Annotated in this window: 17 protein-coding genes; 8 read left to right on the top strand and 9 right to left on the bottom strand. The window is 65.9% G+C overall.

Annotation, left to right across the window (positions count from 1 at the left end; all coding sequences use genetic code 11):
• Positions 1 to 144 precede the first annotated feature (144 nt).
• Both ACFSC3_RS18845 and ACFSC3_RS18850 read left to right on the top strand, forming a co-directional pair.
• On the top strand, positions 145 to 1,761 hold the full coding sequence (locus tag ACFSC3_RS18845) for a flavin-containing monooxygenase (protein ID WP_380941667.1): 1,617 nt from the start codon (positions 145 to 147) through the stop codon (positions 1,759 to 1,761).
• Positions 1,754 to 2,650, top strand: a complete 897-nt coding sequence (locus ACFSC3_RS18850) for an alpha/beta hydrolase (protein ID WP_380941669.1) — start codon at positions 1,754 to 1,756, stop codon at positions 2,648 to 2,650. The genes ACFSC3_RS18845 and ACFSC3_RS18850 overlap by 8 nt, the downstream gene beginning before the upstream one ends.
• A gap of 1 nt (position 2,651) precedes the next feature.
• Here ACFSC3_RS18850 and ACFSC3_RS18855 read toward each other — a convergent pair whose 3' ends face one another.
• The 7 genes from ACFSC3_RS18855 to ACFSC3_RS18885 are packed head-to-tail and all read right to left on the bottom strand — an operon-like array spanning position 2,652 to position 9,279.
• Positions 2,652 to 3,431 carry an enoyl-CoA hydratase/isomerase family protein gene (locus tag ACFSC3_RS18855; RefSeq protein WP_380941671.1) on the bottom strand — a complete coding sequence of 260 codons (780 nt, stop codon included), beginning with the start codon at positions 3,429 to 3,431 and terminating at the stop codon, positions 2,652 to 2,654.
• A complete protein-coding gene (locus ACFSC3_RS18860) occupies positions 3,428 to 4,189 on the bottom strand; it encodes an SDR family NAD(P)-dependent oxidoreductase (protein ID WP_380941673.1) in 762 nt (253 codons plus the stop codon). Before ACFSC3_RS18860 ends, ACFSC3_RS18855 begins: the two co-directional genes overlap by 4 nt.
• 13 nt (positions 4,190 to 4,202) lie before the next feature.
• On the bottom strand, positions 4,203 to 5,396 hold the full coding sequence (locus ACFSC3_RS18865; protein WP_380941675.1) for a lipid-transfer protein: 1,194 nt from the start codon (positions 5,394 to 5,396) through the stop codon (positions 4,203 to 4,205).
• A complete protein-coding gene (locus tag ACFSC3_RS18870) occupies positions 5,393 to 5,806 on the bottom strand; it encodes a Zn-ribbon domain-containing OB-fold protein (protein ID WP_380941677.1) in 414 nt (137 codons plus the stop codon). The genes ACFSC3_RS18865 and ACFSC3_RS18870 overlap by 4 nt, the downstream gene beginning before the upstream one ends.
• Positions 5,806 to 6,336, bottom strand: coding sequence for a MaoC family dehydratase (locus tag ACFSC3_RS18875; protein WP_380941679.1), 531 nt, complete (start codon positions 6,334 to 6,336; stop codon positions 5,806 to 5,808). Before ACFSC3_RS18875 ends, ACFSC3_RS18870 begins: the two co-directional genes overlap by 1 nt.
• 13 nt (positions 6,337 to 6,349) lie before the next feature.
• Positions 6,350 to 6,775 carry a MaoC family dehydratase gene (locus ACFSC3_RS18880; RefSeq protein WP_380941681.1) on the bottom strand — a complete coding sequence of 142 codons (426 nt, stop codon included), beginning with the start codon at positions 6,773 to 6,775 and terminating at the stop codon, positions 6,350 to 6,352.
• Entirely contained in the window at positions 6,775 to 9,279 is a 2,505-nt protein-coding gene (locus tag ACFSC3_RS18885) for a TonB-dependent receptor (RefSeq protein WP_380941683.1), read from the bottom strand. The genes ACFSC3_RS18880 and ACFSC3_RS18885 overlap by 1 nt, the downstream gene beginning before the upstream one ends.
• A 184-nt stretch (positions 9,280 to 9,463) precedes the next feature.
• Between ACFSC3_RS18885 and ACFSC3_RS18890 the strand changes: the two genes are divergently transcribed.
• Together ACFSC3_RS18890 and ACFSC3_RS18895 are read left to right on the top strand one after the other, a co-directional pair.
• On the top strand, positions 9,464 to 10,624 hold the full coding sequence (locus ACFSC3_RS18890; RefSeq protein ID WP_380941685.1) for an acetyl-CoA C-acetyltransferase: 1,161 nt from the start codon (positions 9,464 to 9,466) through the stop codon (positions 10,622 to 10,624).
• On the top strand, positions 10,621 to 11,970 hold the full coding sequence (locus ACFSC3_RS18895) for a spinster family MFS transporter (protein WP_380941687.1): 1,350 nt from the start codon (positions 10,621 to 10,623) through the stop codon (positions 11,968 to 11,970). The genes ACFSC3_RS18890 and ACFSC3_RS18895 overlap by 4 nt, the downstream gene beginning before the upstream one ends.
• Positions 11,971 to 12,391: 421 nt before the next feature.
• Here ACFSC3_RS18895 and ACFSC3_RS18900 read toward each other — a convergent pair whose 3' ends face one another.
• Complete coding sequence (locus tag ACFSC3_RS18900; protein ID WP_380941688.1) at positions 12,392 to 13,855, bottom strand: benzaldehyde dehydrogenase; 1,464 nt, start codon at positions 13,853 to 13,855, stop codon at positions 12,392 to 12,394.
• Positions 13,856 to 14,078: 223 nt separating this feature from the next.
• On the opposite strand from ACFSC3_RS18900, the gene ACFSC3_RS18905 reads away from it, so the two are divergent.
• Together ACFSC3_RS18905 and ACFSC3_RS18910 are read left to right on the top strand one after the other, a co-directional pair.
• Positions 14,079 to 14,945, top strand: coding sequence for a LysR substrate-binding domain-containing protein (locus tag ACFSC3_RS18905; protein ID WP_380941690.1), 867 nt, complete (start codon positions 14,079 to 14,081; stop codon positions 14,943 to 14,945).
• Between the two features lie 53 nt (positions 14,946 to 14,998).
• Positions 14,999 to 15,547 carry a tetratricopeptide repeat protein gene (locus ACFSC3_RS18910; RefSeq protein WP_380941692.1) on the top strand — a complete coding sequence of 183 codons (549 nt, stop codon included), beginning with the start codon at positions 14,999 to 15,001 and terminating at the stop codon, positions 15,545 to 15,547.
• Positions 15,548 to 15,761: 214 nt separating this feature from the next.
• Here the strand turns inward: ACFSC3_RS18910 and ACFSC3_RS18915 are convergent, their stop codons facing one another.
• Positions 15,762 to 16,784: a cupin domain-containing protein gene (locus ACFSC3_RS18915; protein ID WP_380941694.1), complete on the bottom strand. Its 1,023-nt coding sequence runs from the start codon at positions 16,782 to 16,784 to the stop codon at positions 15,762 to 15,764.
• A gap of 94 nt (positions 16,785 to 16,878) precedes the next feature.
• On the opposite strand from ACFSC3_RS18915, the gene ACFSC3_RS18920 reads away from it, so the two are divergent.
• Together ACFSC3_RS18920 and ACFSC3_RS18925 are read left to right on the top strand one after the other, a co-directional pair.
• Complete coding sequence (locus ACFSC3_RS18920; RefSeq protein ID WP_380941696.1) at positions 16,879 to 18,744, top strand: alpha/beta fold hydrolase; 1,866 nt, start codon at positions 16,879 to 16,881, stop codon at positions 18,742 to 18,744.
• Between the two features lie 78 nt (positions 18,745 to 18,822).
• Positions 18,823 to 20,100 carry an amidase gene (locus ACFSC3_RS18925; protein WP_380941698.1) on the top strand — a complete coding sequence of 426 codons (1,278 nt, stop codon included), beginning with the start codon at positions 18,823 to 18,825 and terminating at the stop codon, positions 20,098 to 20,100.
• Positions 20,101 to 20,126: the final 26 nt, after the last annotated feature.

Consider the following 20,126-nt stretch of genomic DNA (forward strand, 5'->3'; position numbering starts at 1 on the left):
CGCTAGCACCGTTAGTCAATGATAGTGTTGAAACGAGGCTGAGGTGCTGCTTCAAATTCATCGATCGTCAGCCCTAAGGACATCAACGATAGTGTTGACGCCCTGATAGCATCGTGGCACTCTTCACAAAGTCAGGGAGGATGTATGCCAACGTTGGTGGACGCTGTGATCGTCGGTGCGGGCTTTGCCGGCCTCAGGAGCCTGCACACGCTGCGCGCCATTGGACTGTCCGCGGTCGTGCTGGAGGCGTCGGACGGCGTCGGCGGTGTATGGTATCACAACCAATATCCCGGTGCCCGCTGCGACGTCGAAAGCTTCGATTACTCCTATCGCTTCTCGCCGGAACTTGAACAGGAATGGCGCTGGAGCGAGCGTTACGCCACCCAGCCCGAGATCCTGCGCTACATCAATCATGTTGCCGACCGCTTCGACCTGCGTCGCGACATTCGCCTCGACACCCGCGTGGCGAGCGCACGGTTCAACGAAGACAGCTCGCGCTGGATCGTCACGGCCGAAGACGGTCGAGTCTGGGATGCGGAGCGGTTGATCCTGGCAGTGGGACAGCTCTCGACACCCAAGGACACATCCTACCCAGGGCAGGACTCGTTCGCAGGACGGATCATCTCCAGCGCGCGCTGGCCCAAGGACCACGTCGATTTCGCGGGCAAGCGCGTCGCGATCATCGGCACCGGATCGTCGGGGGTGCAGATGACCCCTGTGATCGCCGCCCAGGCCGCGCAACTGACCGTGTTCCAGCGCACCGCCAACTACTCGATCCCCGCCGCCAACGCGCCGGTGTCGGACGAAGAGGATGCCGCGGTGAAGGCGCGCTATGCCGAACGGCGCGAGGCCGCACGCAATTCACCGAGCGGTCTCGGTTTCGTCCCCGACACGCGCGCGGCGATCGACGTGCCCGAGGACGAACGCAACGCGGCGTATGAAGCGGCATGGCATCGCCTGGGCTTCGGGTTTGCGCTGACGTTCAAGGACATATTGCTCAACGCCGACTCCAACGCCACCGCGTCCGCCTTCATCAAGCGCAAGATCGCCGAACAGGTCGACGACCCTGCCGTGCTGGCGACGCTGACGCCCGGAGACTTCCCGTTCGGAACGCGGCGGCCATCGGTCGATAGCGGCTATTTCCAGGCGTTCAACCGCGACAACGTCCGGCTGGTCGACATATCGAAGACGCCGATCGAGCGGTTCACCGCCGATGGCATCCGCACCACGGCAGAGGATTTCGCGTTCGACATCGTGATCTACGCCACCGGGTTCGACGCCTTCACCGGATCGTTGCTGAAGCCCGAGATAGTCGGTCGAGGCGGGCAGACCCTGCGCGAGAAATGGGCGGCGGGGCCGGCCAGTTTTCTGGGAATCGGCGTTCATGGCTTCCCCAACATGTTCGTCATCGTCGGCCCCGGCAGTCCGTCGCTGCTCAGCAACGTGCTGTTGTCGTCGGAAGAACAGATCGACTGGCTGGCTGCGCTGTTCACCCATGCCCGTGACCGCGGCATAACCGAGATTGAAGCGACCGAGACGGCCGAGCGCGACTGGGTCGCGCACGTCAACGAGCGTGCCGAAGAGACGCTCTACCTCAAGACGCCATCTTATTATCTCGGTGCCGAAATGCCCGGCAAGCCGCGGGTGTTCATGCCTTATTCCGGCGGCGTGCGGGGGTATCGCCGCATCCTCGAACGCACCGCGGCTAGCGGATACGAAGGCTTCGCGCTGCGCACGGCCGAACAGTCGGCCGTTGCCTGACGGCGTCGATCCGGCCTTCGCGGCGCTGCTGTCCGACCCTCGCGCGGCGCTGCGAAGACTGGCCGCGCATGTTCCGCTGCGGGCCCTGCGCGCAGGTGCAAACGCCTTCATGGCCAGTGCCCCGCAAACGCCGGTTCACGCTGTCGAGGATATAACCGCATCTGGCCCGGACGGCACGATCCCACTGCGGTTGTACCGGCCGTCCGCCGCCGAAGACCTGCCGGTCATCCTGTTCATGCATGGCGGCGGGTTTATTCTCGGCAGTCTGGATACGCATGACGCGATGTGCCGGTCGCTGTGCAGCCAGACCGGAGCAGCGGTCCTGGCGATCGATTACCGACTGTCGCCCGAGGCTCCTTATCCCGCCGCGCTCGACGACATCGCCGCGGTACAGGCGATGATTGTGCGTGGCGGGGCCGGGCCGGCGCTCGATTCCACGCGAATCGCTATCGTGGGCGACAGTGCCGGCGGACATCTGGCGGCAACCGCCGCGCTGACGCTGCCGGTTCGCCATGTCGGGCTGATCTATCCGATGATCGACCCTGCCCACGCCACCGCGTCGGCTGACGCGTTTGCCGAAGGCTACATGCTGACCGGGTCTTTCGTCGCCTGGGCATGGCAGGCCTATGCGGGTCCCGCGAGCGGCGCGCTGACCGGCGTCGATCTGTCGCGCTATCCGCCGACCACGATCCTCACCGCGGAATACGACCCGCTACGCGACGAGGGCGAGGTGTTCGGCGCGCGGCTGCGCGCGGCGGGGTGCGATGTTGCGGTCGAGCGGTTCGGCGGCATGATCCACGGCTTTGTCGGCCTGCCTCAGCTCACAGCCCGCGCCGATGAGGCGATCGGCGCGATCGCCCGTCGCATCCGCGCGAGTTTCGCTTCCTGATCTACGCGAAGACCGGTCGCCGCTTCTCGACGAAAGCGGCGATCCCTTCGCGACCGTCGGGCCGACCCGCAGCGCTCGCGATCGCATCCGCCTCGCGCGCCAAGTGCGTTTCCAGCCCGGTGTCCGAACTCGACCACAGCAGATCCCGTGTCGTACGAAGCGCGGTGCGCGACGATCGCGCCAACCGCTGCGCGACCGTCATTGCCTCGCCCATCAGGTCCGCGTCATCGACTACGCGGGTGACCAGTCCGATCCGCGCGGCTTCCTCGGCATCGATCCGCTCGCCCGCCAGCGCCAGGCGTTGCGCGTGGCGCAACCCGACGAGGCGCGGGAGAAGCCACGTCGTGCCGGCATCGGGGGTCAGGCCGATCGCGCCATAGGCGGTGGCGAACTTGGCCGATCGCGCCGCAAGGGCGATGTCGCCCAGCATCGCCAGGCCGAAACCGGCGCCCGCCGCGGCACCGTTGATCGCGGTCACCAGCGGTGCGTCCATATGCGCCAGTCGCGTGATCGCGGCATGCAGCGGGGCCGTCAGCCGATGCATCAGCGCCGGCGCAGCATCGCCCGCTGCGGCAAACGCCGCGACGTCGCCGCCCGCACAGAACATCGCGCCTGCGCCCGTCAGGATCACGGCGCGGACCGTTGGATCGCCCGCGCAGTCGAGTGCCGTAGCCAGCAGCGCATCGGCCATCGCGACATCGATCGCATTGCCATGCTCCGCGCGGTCGAGCGTCAGGATGGCGACGCCGTCGCGGCGCTCGACCCGCAACGGTGCGCTCACCGCGGAGCCATCCGGATCGCACCATCCAGGCGGATCACTTCGCCATTCAGCATCGGGTTGGCGATGATTGCCGCGACCATCTGGGCATATTCCTCGGGCTTGCCGAGCCGCGACGGATGCGGAACCTGAGTGCCGAGCGAATCCTGTGCGGCTTGCGGCAGGCCCATCAGCATCGGCGTCAGGAAGATGCCCGGTGCGATCGTCATGACGCGGATGCGGTGCTGCGCGAGGTCGCGCGCGACGGGCAGCGTCATGCCAGCGACCCCTGCCTTGGACGCAGTATAGGACACCTGCCCGATCTGGCCGTCGAATGCCGCGACGGACGCCGTGTTGACGATGACGCCGCGCTCTTCCCCGTCGATATCGACGGTCACGGCGCGGGCGGCGAATTGCGACAGGACGTTGAAGCTGCCGATCAAGTTGATTTCGACCGCCGCGCGGAACGCTGCCAGCGCCAGTGGCGCGCCGTCCTTGGAGACCGTACGCCCGACCGGCGCGACGCCGGCACAGTTGACCAGAATGCGTGCGACGCCGTGCCGCGCCTCTGCCGCGGCGATCGCGGCGGCGACCGACGCCTCGTCGGTGACGTCCGCCTGTACGAAAACCCCGCCGATCCGCGCCGCGGTCGCCTCGCCGACGTCAGCATTGCGGTCGAGGATCGCGACCCGCGCGCCGGCGGCCGCCAGCATCTTCGCGGTGGCCTCTCCCAGGCCAGACGCCCCGCCGGTAACGATCGCGGCTACATCCCGAACTTGCATCACTCTCTCCGTTTCAGGCGGTCAGGATCACCGAGCCGCCGTTGGCGCCGAGCCCCAGCACTGCCGACATGGCGACCTTCGCACCTTCGACTTGGTGACCCTCGGCTTCGCCACGCAACTGCCACGTCAGCTCGCAGACCTGCAGCACCGCCTGCGCCGTCGTCGCTTCGCCAAACGACAGGAAGCCGCCGCTGGGGTTGAGTGGCAGGCGACCGCCGATGTCGAACTGCCCGTCGGCGAGCAGGCGGTCGCTCATTCCCGCTTCGTGAAAGCCGAAGATCTCGGGCCAGGCGAGCAGGTGCCATGCGGTATTGTCGGCCATTTCGAGCAGATCCACGTCGCCCGGCCCGACGCCGGCCATTTCGAATGCGCGTTCGACCGCGGTCGCGACCTCGCTCGTATGCTTCACTCCCGGCCGTACCGTGCTCGACACGGTCGGGATGCGCCGTGCGGGATCACCGAACTGGCCGGTCGCGGCGACGCAACCCGAAACACGGACCGCCTTGCGCCCGCTGCGCTTCATAAACGCCTCGCTGCCCAGCACGACGGCAGCGGCACCGTCGCTGACCGGGCAGATCTGCAGCAGGTGGAGCGGATCGGCGACCATCGGCGACGCCAGCACTTCGCCGACACTCGTCTCCTTGCGGAACCGCGCCAGCCGGTTGCCGCTCGCGTTTCGCCGCATCAGTACCGCGGCCTGGGCCAGCGTCTCCTCGGTCGTGCCATGCTCGTGCATGCGGCGGCGCGCCTCGATCGCCCAATAGGCGGGATTGGTCGCGCCCATCGCCACCCAGCGCAGGTAGTCGCTGTCGGTGATGTCGTCCTGGCTGCCCGGCGGGCGCGGGATGAATCCCTTTGGCATCCGCTCCGCGCCCATCGCGACCACGACATCATACTGGCCGCTGGCAATCATCGTATAGGCGGTCTGGACCGCGATCGCTCCGGCCGCGCAGGCGCCGCCGACGTTGACACAGGCCATCCCGTGTTCGGATACCGCCTGTGCGACCTCGTTGGCGTGGAGCCCCCACCCCATCCCGCCCTCGAACCGAGAGCTCGCCGCGACTAGCCCCTGCACGTCGCGCCAGCCAAGCGCCGCATCGGCCAGCGCCGCCCCGGTCGCCTCCAGCGCGAGTTGCAGCTGCGGCTTGTCGGGCCATTTGCCCCATGGATGCGCGCCCGCTCCCAGCACATAGACCGCGCGGGTCATGCCGCGATCTCGAACATATAGGTCTCCACCGCGCCGCGCGCCGTATCGGTGTAGAGCGCGTTCGTCACCAGCCGCACCGGCGTGCCGATGACGATCGCGTCGAGATCGAAGCCCGAGAGCATCCCCATCACCTCCACGCCCTCGCCCAGGTCGACCAGCCCGATCGCATAGGGTGCCCAATCGTCGATGCGAAACAGCGCCGGCGGTTGGTAGCGCTGGATCGTATAGCTCAGCAGCGTGCCGGTGGCGGGCAGCAGCGCGCGCTCCAGCGCCGGATGATCGCACGCCGGATTGCGGCACCCCGGCGCCTGCGGGAAATATACCGTCCCGCACCCCGCACAGCGCGATCCGATCAGGTGCGAGCCGCCATCGCCCGTCTCGAACAGCCCCTCGGCGACCGGCACCGCCATCACAGCGACAGGATGTCGCGGGTTTCGCGGAAGTAAAGCGTGGCGTCCGTCGTGTCGGTCACCGTCACCTCGTGCCGCACATAGCGCCGTCCACGCTTTTCATATTTGTCAGTCGCGCGCGTCGTGATCCGCACCGTCGCGCCGACCGGAATCGGTGCCAGAATCTCGCTGTCGTGGAAGGTGTGGATCGATCCGATTGCGAACGGCTTGGTGTGGTCGAACTGCACCGACAGGACGAAGTGCGATACGAGCACCGGCGGCACGATTGCGCCGCCGAACGGCGATTCGCCGGGAATGGTCCAGGTGTTCATCCGCCACCCCTCGTACCACGGATTGAAGTCCTCGACCGCGTCGGCGTAGAGGATCACCAGCTCGGGCGTGATGTGCAGGTCGCGTGACAGTTCGTCGCCGATCGCTACCATATCCCAATAGGTCTGCGATCCCTGTTCCAGCCCAGCGATGAAATCGCGGGTCTGTTGGATCTGGATCGGCGTCATCGGACGCAGTTCGTCGGTCGCCACGTCAGTCACAGCCGTTTCTCCCTCAGACATCGACGTCTACCTCGACCCAGCCGACCGTCTTCTTTTCGCCTGCTTCATTGTCGGTCCAGACATCGACGATGAAGCGATATCCATCGCCCTTGGGCTGCTTCTCGCGCACCACGCCGTGGGTGGTGATGACCTCGTTCGCCAGCGTCGATGCGACATATTTGCACACGATCCGCGCGCCGCTGAACATCGCCGCACCGAAGTGATTGACGCACATCTCCGCCAGATAGGCCGACGACATCTCGCCGGTCTGGATCGGTGCCTTCAGCCCTGTCCGCGCGGCGTAGACCGGATCCCAGTGGTTTGGATTGAAACGGCCCCACAGTCGCGATCCCATCAGCTGGATCGCCGCTTTCTTGGCGATCGGCTGAAGTTCGTAGCCGACCGGCGTTTCGCGGGTGATGCGATGTTCGGCGATCATCAGAACTTGCCCGACAGCTGGATCGAGATTTCGCGCCCCCGCGCGACTACGCCGCGCTGTTCGCTGATCGTACCGGGCACACTTGCTCCACCGGTACGGTCGGCGGCGTAGAGCAGATAGTATTTATTGCCCAGATTGCGCCCGATCAGCGAGATCGCCCAGCGATCGTCAACCTCTGCTAGCCGCGCGCTGGCATTGAAGCGCCAGAAGCTGTTTTGATAGGTCGCCGGTGCCATCGTCTCGGCCGCATAGTAACCGCTGCTGTAAAAGGCGTCGCCGGTCAGCGCGATCTTGTAGTCGCCGAGCGGGATCGACACTTCCGCACCGCCATTGCCCGCCCAATCGGGCGAGCGCGCCGGAGCCCGGCCGCCGAAGTCCTGCTGCAGCGTCAGCGCGGTGGCATTAACGAACGAGCAATTGGCCGGCGCCACCGCGGTCGCCCGGACCGTCCCGGTCGGGAAGGCATAGCCATAACATTGGCCGATGAAGTTCTTGAATCGGTTGTGGGTATAGGCGATCGCGCCGTGAACGCGGAAATACCGGCTCGGCTCGAAATTCAGCTCGGCCTCGCCGCCGCGTTGGCGCACCGTGCCGGCATTGTTGATCGTGTAGGCGACGCGCGCCGGGTCATAGGTATTCACCTGCAGATCGGAGAATTTGTAGCTGAACGCCGCCAGCGTCATCCGCAACTTGCCGTCCAGGAACAGGCCCTTGACGCCGGCCTCGTATCCCTTGGCCTTTTCGGATCCAAAATCGGCGTCGCCGATCCGCGTGCCCGTCTGCAACGGGCTGGTCAGCCCGAAGCCGCCCGACTTGAAGCCGGTGCGATAGGCGCCGAAGATCGTAAGGTCCGACGTCGGCCGCCACGTCACGGTCGCCTCGGGCGACACGTTGCTGTCCTCGAATTCGCCATGCAGCACGCCCAGCTGGGTCGATCCGGGATATAGCGTGGTTTGCGTGGCGAAGGTGCCGATGCCGTACAGGTTTCGCTTGTCGAACGTCTTGCGTTCGCGAGTGTAGCGCGCGCCGCCGGCGATCTCGATCGACGGGATCGGCTTGACGATCGCCTGGGCGAATGCGGACAGCGTGTTGCCGGTCTGGACGTTCAGATCCTCATACGTCACGAACCGGTTGGCGGCCGCGTTGTAGCTGCCATCGTTCAGCTTCACGTCGTTGTTATCATGCAGCCGCGACGTCTGGTAGAAGCCGCCGGCCATGACGTTGAACGGACCCGCAAAATCACTAGTCAGGCGCAGTTCCTGCGAGAATTGCTCCGCGCGCTGTTCGTTGAAGAACGCCAGCTGCGAATAGCTGGTCTGGTCGAGGCCGGAGAAGAACTTGTATTTGGTAAAGTTATAGCCAGTTGTCGAATCGATCGCTATGTTCCCGGGTTTCCAGCCGAGTTCGACCATCTGGGTCATGACGGTCAGCTTGCCGAACGCCTTCCCGTCGGGGTTACCGTTACGGAAGGTCGCGGCGATCGCCGGTGCCAGGTCGCCGATCGTCGTACGGTTGTCGACCACGCAATCGGCCGCCGGATCGGCTATGCCGTACATCCGTGGGTTCGGCCCCGAACACGGCCCGATATTCTGCGTCGCGGTGCCGGGGCCTGCATCCTTGTTGTGTGCGTAGAACGATTTGAACCGGAACGTGACATTGTCGGCCGGCTCGCCCTTCAGCGTCAGGCGCGCCAGGATCTCCTTGTCGCCGGGCCGCGTATCCGACGTGCCGGGCAACTGGGCCGCGCCGACCGGGGCACCGGTCGCGGCGCGATAGAAGGGGTTGGCGATCGGCTGCGCGGTGTTGCGCAGCCAGCCGTCGAGGTTGCGATACCGCACGGCCAGGCGCGCGCCGAACGTGTCGGCCAGCGGACCCGAGATCGCCGCTTCGGTTGTCAGTTCGTCGCCAACGAATTCATAGCTCGCCCGTCCGGATACCTCCAGCCGATCACCCGGATCGGCGGTCGCGATAGAGATGACGCCAGCGGTATTGTTCTTGCCGAACAACAGCGCCTGCGGACCTTTCAGCACCTCAACCTGCTGCACGTCGAAGATGCCCAGCTGGGCGATACGGCCGTCGCTGGTCTGGACGCCGTCGATCGCCACCGACACCGCCTGCTCGAACCCGGCCTGGTTGGCCGGCGAACTGATCCCGCGAATCGCGATCGATCCACCGCCGTTCGACTTATACGCGCCAACGATGACGGTCGGGGTCAGTTCGCCAATCTTGCTGAGATCGTTGGCGTTGTTGTTGGTCAGTTCCGCCTGGCCGACCACCGACACGACGACCGGCACGTTGTTGAGCGATTCGCTGCGGCGACGGGCGGTGACGACGATGTCGCCGGTCGTGCCGTCGTCCTGCACAGCGGCGTCGGGTGCCGGGGCCGCCTGATCTTGCGCGGTGGCGTTTGGCCCGGCGGCAACCTGAGCCCACGCCGGTGCGGCGACGAAGGCCAGCAGCGAGATTCCGCCTGCCAGGATTGCCTGCGATCGAACGCTCTTCATGCCACTCTCCCTGATCAGCTCTTCGCTATCCGCGCTGGCCTTGTCCGACCCGTCGCACCATCAAACTGACCAGCGCACACCAGCTTGTCAATGCCTGTGTTGACAGATTCAACGTTATCGTTGACGTATCGGCTCATCCGATAATGGTGCCGAAGCGTCTTCAACGAAATTAGGAGAGTGGGTCGTGAGCACAGCGTATATCGTCCAGGCGCTGCGGACGCCCGGAGGCCGGCGTCGCGGTGCCTTCGCCGACGTGCATCCCGCGGATCTGGGGGCGACCGTTCTCAACGCCATCGTGGACAGATCGGGAATCGACCCAGCGGCGGTCGAGGATGTTATCGTCGGCTGCGTCACCCAGGCCGGCGAACAGGCTTTCGCTATGGGGCGCAACATGGTGCTGGCGTCGCGCCTGCCCGACAGCGTTCCTGCGGTGACGATCGACCGCCAGTGCGGATCGTCGCAACAGGCGCTGCATTTCGCGGCACAGGCGGTGATGTCCGGCACCCAGGACGTGGTGATCGCCGCCGGGGTCGAATCGATGACCCGCGTGCCGATGGGATCCAATTTCCGCCTGCACGCCGACGCCGGGATCGGCTCCGGCCCGTGGAGCCAGGCGATCCAGGACCGCTTTCAGGTCGCCGAGTTCAGCCAGTTCACCGGGGCCCAGATGGTCGCCGACAAATATGGCCTGACGCGAGAGGCGATGGACGCCTTCGCGCTCGACAGCCATCGCCGCGCCGCCGCCGCGATCGCCGCAGGCGGGTTCAATGCGGAGATCGTGCCCGTCGCCACCGCAGCCGGGCTAGTGTCGCAGGACGAGGGCGTCCGTTTCGACGCATCGATGGAGGGGATCGGATCGGTCAAGCCGCTGGTCGAGGGCGGGACCATCACGGCGGCCAACGCCAGCCAGATGACCGATGGAGCGTCGGGCGCGCTGATCGTTAGCGAAGCGGCATTGGCGCGCTTCGGCCTCACGCCTTTGGCGCGCATCCACACGCTGACGGTGACGGCGGGCGACCCCGTTATCATGCTGGAGGAACCGATCCCGGCGACCGCCAAGGCACTGGCGCGCGCTGCACTGTCGCTGGACGACATCGACCTGTTCGAAGTGAACGAAGCCTTCGCCGCCATCCCGATGGCGTGGGCGCAGGCGACAGGTGCCGACCCCGCCCGGCTGAACGTCAACGGCGGCGCGATCGCACTCGGCCATCCGCTGGGGGCGAGTGGCACGAAACTGATGGCGACACTGGTCCACGCGCTGCATGCCCGTGGCGGACGTTATGGCCTGCAGACCATGTGCGAAGGCGGGGGCGTCGCCAACGTGACGATCGTCGAACGGCTGTGACGGCGCCGGTTGCCACGCCGTCCGCTCTCCCGGCGGCACCGAGCCCGACCTATGCTTGGTACACTGTCTTCGTCCTGACGATCTGCTACACGCTGGCGTTCATCGATCGTCAGATTCTGGGGCTGATGATTGGGCCCATCAAGGCCGAATTCGCGATCAGCGATACCCAGGTCGGGTTGCTCGGCGGCTTCGCCTTTTCCGTGTTCTACAGCATCGTCAGCCTGCCGCTGGGCCGACTGGTCGATCGCGTCGGGCGCTGGCGGATCATCGGACTGGGCGTGCTCTTCTGGAGTGTGATGACGATGACCTGCGCGGTCGCGCGCGGCTATCCCGGGCTGTTCCTGGCGCGGATGGGCGTGGGCGTCGGCGAAGCGACACTGGCTCCCGCAGCGGTTTCCGCGATCTCCGACTCCTTTCCAAACGACAAGCTCGGCTCGGCGATGAGCGTCTACGGCATCGGCATCTATCTCGGCTCGGGGCTGGCGCTATTGCTGGGCGGCGCGGTGGTCGCGTCGCTGGCGCAGACGCCGCTGGTCACGCTGCCGCTGTTTGGTGACGTCGCGTCATGGCGCGTGATCTTCCTCGTGGTCGGCCTGCCCGGCGTCATCGTCGGCCTGTGGGTGCTGACCCTGCGCGAGCCGCCGCGCCGCAAGGCGATCCTGACGCAGGAGGGCGCGCTCGCCGTACTGACCATCCGCCAGGTGATCGCCGAGATCGGCATGCGGCGCGGCGCGGTGGCCGGGATCGCTATCGGCCTGATGTTCCAGGCGATCGCGCTTTACGCGTATATGCTGTGGTCGCCCGAGATGCTGCGGCGGTCGTTCGGCTGGTCGGCGCAATCCACCGGACTGGTCATGGGTGCGATCGTCCTGATCGGCGGGACCGCAGGGATGCTGACCGGCGGCCGATTGAGCGACCGCGGCTTGCGTTCGGGGCATCGCGATGCGGCGCTATGGGTCGCCACAGTGAGCTCGGTTGTCGGCTTCCTCGTCTTCGCCACGTTGCTGTCTGCACTCGGCTCCGCAAACGCGACCGCGGGGATTCTGTTCGTCGGCGTGTTCCTGCTAGCGATGCCTGCGGGTAGTTGCTACGCGGCGGCGCAGATGGTGCTACCCAATCAGGTGCGCGGTCAAGCGATGGCGCTGATCCTGCTCGTCGCAAATTTCGGCGGGCTGACGCTAGGACCGTTGCTGCCCGCGTTGCTGAACGACTATCTCTTCGTCAGCGACGCCGCTCTCGGCCGCTCCTTGGCCATCACGCTGGCGCTGACCACGCTATCGGCGGCAGTCGTCTTCGACACGGCGCGGCGACCCTATCGACGCCACCATCACGAATTAAATGCCTGAGACTCACGATCACGCTCCGCAGCGTCAAATCTTGAATTGCAGACCGTGTCCCCAGGGAAGTTGCATTAGGCTTTTCCGCTGGCCGGCCAGACCCGTAGGCGCATCGAACTTTGCGGGGCCACTGCAAGGCGAGCGATCGCCGACGGATCTCTTACGGGCGCTAGCGACAGTGGCGCCCAAGGCGTAGTAGCTGTGTGGTTTCAGGCTCGTACGCCGAGGGCGGCTTCCGATGGTGTCTAATCACGCGTTACGAAACAAGCGCGGACGAGCCAACTTATAGCGGACCGCTCTTACTCGCTCCTCGGTCGAAATGTTCGACCGGTCATCCGCTCGACATGCCGGAAGCCGTCGCGCGACGCGCTTCGGCAGCGCGTCGCTTACTTTCGAGAATAACGCTGTTCCGCAAAACCTCACTCGACGATTAGAACGGATACGCTGGAGGCGTGCCCTTGATCGTCGTCCACTGCCAGTGGGTGAACTCCTCCCAGTTCGCAGGTCCGCCGATCGACGTGCCGTTCCCGGACGCTCCGACCCCGCCAAACGGATTCACCACGTCGTCGTTCACGGTCTGGTCGTTGATGTGGACCAGCCCAGCCTGGAGGCGGTCGCCAATCGCCATGCCACGCCCGACATCCCGGGTGATGACGGCGGCGGACAAGCCGTAATCGGTGTCGTTTGCGAGCGCCACGGCATCGTCGTCGGTGTCGAACGGCACGATGACCGCCACCGGGCCGAAGATCTCCTCGTTGAAGGCGGGCATGTCCTTTGTGACTCCGGTGAGGACGGTCGGCTTGAAGAACAACCCGTCCGACGTGCCGCCCGCCGCGACCGACGCACCGGCGGCCACGCTGTCGTTCAGGACCCTGCGAGCATGGTCGACCTGCGTCTCGTTAATAATCGGGCCGACTGCGACCTGCCCCGACATCGGGTCGCCGACGGGCAGCGCCTCGGCATGCGCCGCGAGACGTTTGGCGAACTCCTCAACGATGCTCGCTTGGACCAGCACGCGTCCCGCCGACATGCAGATCTGCCCCTGGTGCAGATAGCTCGCCCATGATGCGTTCTTCGCCGCCAGTTCGAGGTCCGCGTCCTCCAACACGATCAGCGAGTTCTTACCGCCGAGCTCGAGCGACACCTTCTTCAGATTCTCGCTAGCCGTCCTGCCGACCATGCGTCCGGCGGCAGTCGAGCCGGTGAACTGGATCATTGCGACGTTGGGATCGCGACACAGCGCCTCGCCAGCGTCGCCGCGTCCCGGCAGAACCTGGAGAACGCCCGCGGGCAGGCCCGCGAGCTCGAAGAGACGCGCGATCACGAAGCCGCCGCAGATGGAGGTGCGGGGATCCGGCTTCAGCACGACCGCGTTACCGACGGCGATCGCCGGCGCCACCGCGCGCATTGCCAGGTATAGCGGGAAGTTGAAGGGCGCGATCACTCCGACCACTCCGAGCGGCCGCCGTCGGGCGAGGCTCACACGCCCACGCTCGCTCGGCAGCACCAGCCCCTGCGCCTGATGCGGCATCGCGCCCGCCAGCTGGAGCGACTTGATCGTGATCGACAGCTCGAACTCGGCTTTGGGACGGACCGAGCCGCTCTCCCGCATAATCCACTCGACGATCTCGTCCCAGCGCTCGGTTGCAACTTGGATCGCCTTCGGAAAGACGGCGGCGCGGACGTCGGGAGTGTCGGCGGCCCAGGAGCGCTGCGCCGCTCGGGCGCTGGCGGCCGCGGCGGCGATGTCATCCGCGTCGGCGATGCCGATCACCCCCAGGTTCGCCCCGGTCGCCGGTTCCTCAACCTCCGTGGTCTTGGCGAGCGTCGACCAAACGCCAGTGAACACCTTGCCGCCAAGCTGGTCCTCGTTGATCAGTTTCGTGCTGTCCATCACCACCGCTCTCCTGCCTTTTCGACCATCACGGTGAAGTAGCCGTAGCCAAGTCGGCGACGCAAACACCATTCAGGTGAAAGCTCGATACTAAAACGGTATAATCGACAGCGTTTCTCGAAGTGCTCGTTCCGTAGAGTTCTCTGCGCACCATCCACGAGGCGGTTGGGCCAACACTCGCCGGGTATGCGACAGATACGGCATCTGTATTGGACGCCGCCGGATGGTGCCTCCTACCGTTGCCGGCATCGATACGCGGAAGAGCGGCGATGCGGCGGGACGTGGTCCCGATGACGAGAAGGCGGTCAAGGGCCGCCGGGGAGAGGATCGAATGCCCGCGTTGCTGAACGTCCAGCCGTGGAACTGGCAGGTGAAGCTGCCCTTGGATGACATGCGCGCGATGATGGTGGCCGCGATCGCGACCGACCGGCGTCGGTTCACGATCGGATTCGTAGCGTCGACGATCTACGCGCGTCTTCCAGCATTGATTCGTGAATTCCGCGCCGAGCTGCCGGATGTCGAGCTGACGCTTGTCGAGAGCACCACCTTGGATCAAATCGCCGCGTTGAAGGAGAATCGGATCGACATCGGCTTCGGCCGGATTCGCTTTGAAGACCCTGCGGTGCGCCGGACGGTCCTGAGGCGCGAGCCGCTCATTGCGGCGGTTCCGGCAAGCAGTTCGCTGGGGAAGGACGGCGCGGCGGTGCCGCTGTCCGCGCTGGCTCGCGAGAAACTGATCCTTTATCCGAGCGCACCGCGTCCTAGCTACGCCGACCAGGTGCTGTCGCTCTTCCACGACAACGGGCTCACACCCAACGTCATCCACGAGGCCCGCGAGCTGCAGATCGCGATCGGCCTCGTCGCCGCGGAAGAGGGCGTCGCCGTCATTCCCGATTCCGTACGCAAGGCGCGGGCGGATGACGTCAGGTATCTCGAGCTGGTCGAGCCCGCGCACTCACCCATCATCATGAGTCACCGTGTGGGCGACTTCTCCCCGGAGATACGGGCTTTCATGAAGATCATAGCCCGCAAATATGTCGACTGGGGCTATGCGGTTCCGGAGGCGCTTCTTTCCGATGGGGAACGCTGAGCCGCCTGCCGCCGGGCCGTGAGATTTTCTATTGGAACGTCGATACTTATGCATTGCCGAATGGTCGGTCGCTGCCGGTCGTGTCACACACCGGCAGTGTGCCGGGCTATCAAAGCTATCTGCGGTCCGAACAAACTCGCGACTGCAGGATCATACTCGACAATTACTGGCAGGGCCTGTTGGTCGCTCAAATGAGTCGCGACCTGATTGACGTTCTTAACGGTAAGCCGATGTCGCTCGCCCGGTCCTGCATCGATGACCTACTGACACCCATAGCCTATCGCGACGGGATCGGCCTGATGGTCGCAGCCTATCATCGCCTGGACGAGCGATCGTCCGAGTATGACCTCAGCGAGGACGCCTTCAACACGCTCGGGTACAAGTTTCTACGTAAGGACAAGCTGGACGAGGCGATCCAGTTCTTTCAATGGGCGATCGAGCGATATCCCCGGTCAGCCAATACTTTCGATAGCCTTGGCGAAGCCTACCGGACCGCGGGGCGGAATGCGGAACCGGTCGAAAGCTACCGCCAAGCGCTTAAGCTCGATCCACAGAGTAAAAGCGCCAAGGACGCCTTGTCGGCATTGATGGCAGGCACGTAGCCGCAAGGGAGTAGTTCGCGTTGACCCAGTTCCGGACATTCACGCCTCTTGCGCGCTACCGAACTTCTGCCTTTCGTTCATGTTCTGGCAGGGCTGGAGCGATACATGCCGCGGGGTGCACTAGAACATCCGGGCGACAGGCTGCAGTAGTCGAACAAACTGCCCGGATACTTCGAGCGCGGCTTGTGCCCGCCCTATCGGCAGGGCTGCTTCATCAGTAATCTACAAACTCCGGCATGGCGGGCGCATCGCCACCACGGACGACGAACGCGACCAAATCGACTGACGCAGTATTTCGCAGTGCGCGCGGTAAGCCGATCGGCACGCTCAGCGTATCGCCCGCACCCATGACGATCGCGCCGCCTTCCCAGCTGACCTCCAGCGTCCCGGCGTGGACGAAGATCACCTCGACCTCGCGTCGGGCATGCTGCGGCACATAAGCGCCGGACGTCAGGGTCAGGCGGCGAAGGTTGAAGCCGTGTAGCCACCAGCCGACGATCGGCCCGGCAACAAAGCCGTCGCCAGTTAATTTCGGAGTGATGACCGGCGCCTCGGCCACGCCGTTGGCAGCCAGCGGCGAATTTTGATTCCCCTCCATCGCGTCGGCTGCAACAACGCACTCGCGCAGCTTGTCCATCGGCGGCGTCTTCAGCTCGCCCGCGACATCGGTGCCCGTGGCCTCGGCCAGCTCGACATCTTGCAGCGCATATTCGCCCTGCGACGTATCGATCAGCCTCCCGCCCTTGGCCAGCTTCAAGCCATGGCCGGCCGCCGCCTCGAACACCGCTGGTGCCCACGTTACCTTGCCGGGATCGTCCTCGCCCAGCACGGTCCACAGAAAGCCGACGCCCTCGTCCAGCTTCTCGAAGCCGCGGAACATGTGGATCGGCACCGATGCAACGTCGCCCGGCCCGATATCGATCGACCCGTCTTCCTTATTGGGGCCGAACGGAAGCCGCCAATGGCCGGAATGGACGACGAACACCTCGGCGGTGTCGTGGCTGTGCTGAGAATTGACGCAGCCGAACGGCTGGCGCGCAGCACCGATGTTGAAGCCGTGTCGCTCGGTGATGTGAACATGCTGGTCGGCGCTCTCCGACACGCCGGCGCCGATGATCGTGAAGTTTTCCTTCTCCGTCGAACCCGGGGTGCGGGTGTCGATGAACGCGGTGCGGCACGGCACCAGGTCCGCATAGCGCACCAGTCTCGCCTTCATGGCTTCCTCAGTCCAGTTCACGTCCATCTCCGGGTCTCAGGAAATGCTCTTGCATCCGAATGCAGAACAGCTAGACCAACTACGATCCGCATGCAAGGCGACAGGCGAACCTCCAGTGACTTCCCCGATCCGGCCACCGCTGACAACGCCGCGCGACGTCGCCGCCGTGCCGCTGGTGATGCTGCCCGGTACGCTCTGCGACGCGCGGCTGTTCGCGCCGCTGCTAGACCGGCTTGCGCCGCGGGACGTGCTGGTACTCGCGGTCGATGGCGATGATCCGGAAACGCTGGCCCGCACGCTGCTGGACAAGGCACCGCCTCGCTTCGCGCTGCTCGGCTTTTCGCTCGGCGGCCTGATCGCGCTGGAGATGGCGTTGCTGGCGCCAGCTCGGGTGGCGGGGCTGGCGCTGATCGACAGCAACGCACGCGCGCGCGCCGCCGATGCGCCGCCGCACCCCGGCCCGCCGGCCGCCGCGGTGGCAGCGGCCTGGCCGCGGTCGATCGCGCCGGCGCGGGCCGACGATGCCGACCTGCGCCACCTGCTGACGGCGATGGCCGAGGACGTCGGCGCCATCGTCCATGCCGCGCAGGAGCGGCTGGCCGGCGCGCGCAGCGACAAGCGCGACCGGCTGGCGCGGCTCATGATGCCAGCACTGGTGCTGGCGGGTGCCGAGGACGCGATCTCCCCGCCGGCGCTGCAGCGGGAGCTGGCCGACGGTCTGCCCGACGCCACGCTCGCGCTGATCGACGGCGCCGGCCATTTCGCGCCGCTGGAAGCGCCGGACGCCGTCGTCGGCCATGTCGCTGGCTGGCTGGCGCGTGTTGACCACGCCGCTACACCTTTCCCCACATCCCCGATCCGCACAGGAGATCCCATGACCAAGACCACGCCGCCGGAAGAAACCGGCACCGTCCTGCAGGTCGAGCGCCGCGATTTCACCCAGCTGGTTCCGACCGATCGGGAGCGGGTGCAGGGCATGCGCGGCTTCGACCCCATCTACACCGACATCGTTGACTATATCGTCCGCTGCACGCACCGCATCTGGGACGAGCGCGACGTCGGGCTGATCTACAGCCACTACACGCACAATTGCGTCGCATACACGACGATGGGGACGATGTACGATCGCGAGACGCACATCCGCGACACCATCCAGCGATTGGTAGAATTTCCCGATCGCCGCGGCCTGGCGCAGCAGGTCATCTGGCGCGGCGACGATCAGGAGGGTTTCTACACCAGCCACATGACGCACGGGCAGGGCCGCCACAGCCAATATGGCATGTACGGCAAGCCGACCGGCCGCACCTTCCTGACGCGCACCGTCGCCGACTGCATGATCGTCGAGAACAAGATCTACAAGGAGTGGATCGTCCGCGACAATATGGGGCCAGTGATCCAGCTGGGCCTTGATCCCCATGCCTATGCGCAGGACATCGCCGTCCGCAAGTTCGAGGCGGGCGAGCCGATCATGGAGGTAGTGGAAAATCGCCGACTGCTCGGCCAGTACCCGCCGGAAACCGAAGCCGACGTGTCGATCGCGCACAATGACGGCGAAGCGCAACTGCTGCGCGACCTGCACCACATCTACAACAAGCGAATGTTCGGCCGCATCCACGAACTCTATGCGCCCAACTGCCAGTGGCACGGGCCGCTGATGCGCGAATATTATGGCGTTGCGGCGGTGCTCCAGCAGACGATGCGGCTCGTCGCGCTGATCCCTGACGGCTATTTCGTGCCGCAGCACATCTGCTCGGTCGACAGCGAAGAAGGCGGCACCAAATATGCCGTGCGCTGGACGCTGGACGGCCATCATCTCGGCTATGGCCCGCTGGGCGCGCCGACCGGGCATCCGCTGTTCGTAATGGGCGTAAACCACTACCATGTTCGCGACGGCAAGATCATCGACGAGTGGGCGGTCTATGACGAACTGTCGATGCTTGCACAGGTGAAGCTGGCCGCGCTGCAACGCGCGGCAGGCTGACCGGCACCGCCGCGGGTGTCCCTTATCCGCTCGTATGTTGCCGCCTGCAATGCGGGCACGGCGAGCGCGGAGGCTACGATGCGCGACGGGCTTGCGCGCATTGCCGCGCATGACGGGGCGCTGGCGGCGATGCTGCGCGTGCTGCCCGGCGCGGCCGAGGCGGCACGGGCGTGCGACCATGCCGCCGGCCCGCGCGGCCCGCTGCACGGCGTGCCGATCGTCCTGAAGGACAATATCAACCTTTACGGCACCCCGACCACTTCGGGGTGCCGGGCGCTGGCGGGGGCGATGCCGCGGCGGACGGCACCGGTGATCGAGATGCTGACGGCGGCAGGTGCGGTGATCGTGGGCAAGGCCAACCTGTCCGAATTCTCGTTCGAGATACGCTCGCGCAGCTCGCTGGGCGGTGACACCCGCAACCCCTTCGCACCGGACGTGACGTCCGGCGGGTCGAGCGGCGGCACCGCCGTCGCCGTCGCCGCCGGCTTCGCGCTGGCGGGGATCGGCACCGATACCGGCGGGTCGATCCGCGTCCCGGCCGCCTATACCGGGCTGGCGGGCCTGCGGCCGACGTGGAACATCGTGTCTACTGAGGGTGTGGCCCCGCTAGCGCCGTCAACGGACACGGTCGGCGCGATCGCGCGCTGCGTCGAGGATGTCGCGCTGCTGTTCGCCGTCCTGAACACCGATCAGCCGATGCAATTCGCTACAGTTGCAGGCCTGCGCGTCGGCGTTGTCCGACAGCTGTCAGGCACGGTGCCAGAGATCGCGGGCGGCTTGGCGACGGCGATTGAGGCACTGCGATCGGCCGGAGTCGCGGTGGCCGACGCTCCTGCCCTGCCCGACGCCGTCATCCCGGCCGGCGACCATATCGTCGACGAGGAGTTCGGCTCGGCGTTCGACCGTTATCTGCGTGACAATTTCCTGCGCGGCACCGCGCCCGTATCGCTGGCCGAGCTGATCGCCGGGGGGCAGTTCCTCCCCGATTACGATGCCGTGCTGCGCGCGCGTGCGAATCGCCGCGACCCGGCGGTGCGCAGCGCCATCCTGGGCCGCCACGACCGGCTGCGCGACGCGCTCGACCGGATGATGGCGGAGCACCGGTTCGACGCGCTGCTCTACCCGCCCTCGGCCGTCCTGCCGGTATCGCTGGACAATCCGAAGGGCGGCTGGGCGCCGGAGCTGGCGGCGTGCAGCGGCTGGCCGGCGTTGGTCGTGCCGGCTGGGTGTGCGCCGGATGGCCGGCCGTTGTCGGTAGAACTACTCGGCCGCGCCCATACCGAGCCGACCCTGTTCGCGCTGGGCCGAGCAATCGAGGCGGGAACCGGCCCGCGGCCGATCCCCCGATTCCGGTAAAATCCCGACCGGTCCTGCGGCCGGCC

This window comes from Sphingomonas floccifaciens (genome assembly GCF_042681125.1).
GTDB lineage: Bacteria > Pseudomonadota > Alphaproteobacteria > Sphingomonadales > Sphingomonadaceae > Sphingomonas > Sphingomonas floccifaciens.

Bases quoted from the DNA above. Each gene is read 5' to 3' on its own strand.
- ACFSC3_RS18880 (WP_380941681.1), bottom strand. From the start codon at position 6,775: ATGATCGCCGAACATCGCATCACCCGCGAAACGCCGGTCGGCTACGAA.
- ACFSC3_RS18905 (WP_380941690.1), top strand. From the start codon at position 14,079: ATGGTGCCTCCTACCGTTGCCGGCATCGATACGCGGAAGAGCGGCGAT.
- ACFSC3_RS18865 (WP_380941675.1), bottom strand. From the start codon at position 5,396: ATGACCCGCGCGGTCTATGTGCTGGGAGCGGGCGCGCATCCATGGGGC.
- ACFSC3_RS18925 (WP_380941698.1), top strand. From the start codon at position 18,823: ATGCGCGACGGGCTTGCGCGCATTGCCGCGCATGACGGGGCGCTGGCG.
- ACFSC3_RS18870 (WP_380941677.1), bottom strand. From the start codon at position 5,806: ATGGCGGTGCCGGTCGCCGAGGGGCTGTTCGAGACGGGCGATGGCGGC.
- ACFSC3_RS18885 (WP_380941683.1), bottom strand. From the start codon at position 9,279: ATGAAGAGCGTTCGATCGCAGGCAATCCTGGCAGGCGGAATCTCGCTG.
- ACFSC3_RS18860 (WP_380941673.1), bottom strand. From the start codon at position 4,189: ATGCAAGTTCGGGATGTAGCCGCGATCGTTACCGGCGGGGCGTCTGGC.
- ACFSC3_RS18900 (WP_380941688.1), bottom strand. From the start codon at position 13,855: ATGGACAGCACGAAACTGATCAACGAGGACCAGCTTGGCGGCAAGGTG.
- ACFSC3_RS18845 (WP_380941667.1), top strand. From the start codon at position 145: ATGCCAACGTTGGTGGACGCTGTGATCGTCGGTGCGGGCTTTGCCGGC.